This is a genomic window from Prevotella sp. Sow4_E9_plate, from assembly GCF_052116205.1.
GTDB lineage: Bacteria > Bacteroidota > Bacteroidia > Bacteroidales > Bacteroidaceae > Prevotella.
In genome coordinates this window covers 1-1,501 of the sequence record NZ_JBQKLN010000110.1, presented here as the reverse complement: position 1 = coordinate 1,501, position 1,501 = coordinate 1, and the positions used below count along the sequence as shown (strand labels likewise).

At 43.5% G+C, this 1,501-nt stretch carries 2 protein-coding genes; both read left to right on the top strand.

Going from position 1 to position 1,501, the window contains the following annotated elements; genetic code table 11:
• The first annotated feature begins 176 nt into the window (after positions 1 to 176).
• Positions 177 to 524, top strand: a complete 348-nt coding sequence (locus tag ACTQ53_RS17430; protein WP_118067409.1) for a helix-turn-helix domain-containing protein — start codon at positions 177 to 179, stop codon at positions 522 to 524.
• A gap of 5 nt (positions 525 to 529) precedes the next feature.
• Complete coding sequence (locus ACTQ53_RS17425; protein WP_287803321.1) at positions 530 to 1,483, top strand: IS3 family transposase; 954 nt, start codon at positions 530 to 532, stop codon at positions 1,481 to 1,483.
• Positions 1,484 to 1,501: the final 18 nt, after the last annotated feature.

Genomic DNA, 1,501 nt, shown 5'->3' with positions numbered 1-1,501 from the left:
TGCTGCCCCTCAAAAAGTAGACACAGAAAGGTGGAAAACTGATGGAAAATGATTACCTTTGCAAGCAGATAGAGTTGTGTGCCCTGTAGAGAGGGCGTAGCCCGAACGTAAGGGCACACAACTTGCCGAAGCACGGTTATCTTATCGTCAAGTATTCACCAGAAAGGAAACTTTTTATGGCAAAGCATTTAAATCCATTGGAAAAGGAGTTCTTGATTCGTAAGTTCAAGGGAAACTCCAAAGTTAAGCTCGGTGATTTCTGCAGGGCAAACAATGTCTCGGAAACTTCTTTTAAGAAGTGGCTGAAGCAATATGAAGAAGCAGGCATAGAGGGGTTGGCTCGTGCTGATGCTGAGATTGGGAACATACTTCCTGAGGGCATTGACAAAACCAAGGAGGGGTATAAGCGAGAAATCCTACGCTTGCGTATTGAGAATGAACGGCTCAAAAAAAAATATCTGGTGAGGCAGAACGAGGATGGGCAAACGGAGTATGTTCGTTTAAAAATGAAGAGTTCAAAATAGTGGACATGCTATCGCACGAGTATCCTGTCAAGGATATCTGCAAGATGATGGGAGTAAGTCGGTCGGGGTATTACAAGTGGCTTAGAAGAGAGCCTTCATCCCGTGAGATCAATCGTGAGTTCATGGTGGGTGTGGTTGAGGACATACACTCGGAACACCCTACACATGGCTACAGGTGGGTGGCGGCGTACATAAGAATCAATTTACAGTTGAGTATCAGCGACAATTTCTCTTATAAATGCTTCCAATATCTTGGTATTCAGTCACAAACGAGACACAAGATACATTACAAACCACGTAAGGTAAAGGATAAGTACCCCAACCTCATTTATTCCACGTGGGACACGGTAGACAGACCTCGACAAGTTATCGTCTCTGACATGACAGTCATCAAATACTCTTGGTTCTTCTTTGAGTTGACCATGTATTTCGATGTCTTTACGAAAGAAATCCTAACGTGGCATGTGGCTGAGAGACGTGGACATAGAGACCAGTACATTGATGGGCTAAATGATGTCATCAACCTGTTGAAGGGCACAGATGAGCCAACTGTTCTTCATACGGACCAAGGTAGCGTGTATGCTTCACTCGCCTATAATGAGCTGATAAAGGACACGTTGATTGTGAGGTCTATGTCCAGGGCAGGAAAGCCTACAGACAACCCTGTGAACGAATCCCTCAACGGATGGATAAAAGAGGAATTGTTCATAGACTTCAAGATTGAGACATGTAATTCAAGAGAGGAGTTCGAGGAGGCCTTGGACGCATACGTGGATTATTACAATGAGAAAAGACCATGTTATGCTATCGGCTATGATACGCCAAATAATTACAGGAAGAGGTTTTATAAAGGGGAGCTTCCAAGAAAGGACACTTTTGGGAAGCGAGAGGCTAATGCAACACCGAAGTTCGTCACAGAACGGAAGAAAATGGCTGGAAATGAGAAAAATAAAGAATAATGTTCACTTTTATAAAGA

Coding starts and splice junctions, on each gene's coding strand:
- ACTQ53_RS17430 (WP_118067409.1), top strand. CDS start 177: ATGGCAAAGCATTTAAATCCATTGGAAAAGGAGTTCTTGATTCGTAAG.
- ACTQ53_RS17425 (WP_287803321.1), top strand. CDS start 530: ATGCTATCGCACGAGTATCCTGTCAAGGATATCTGCAAGATGATGGGA.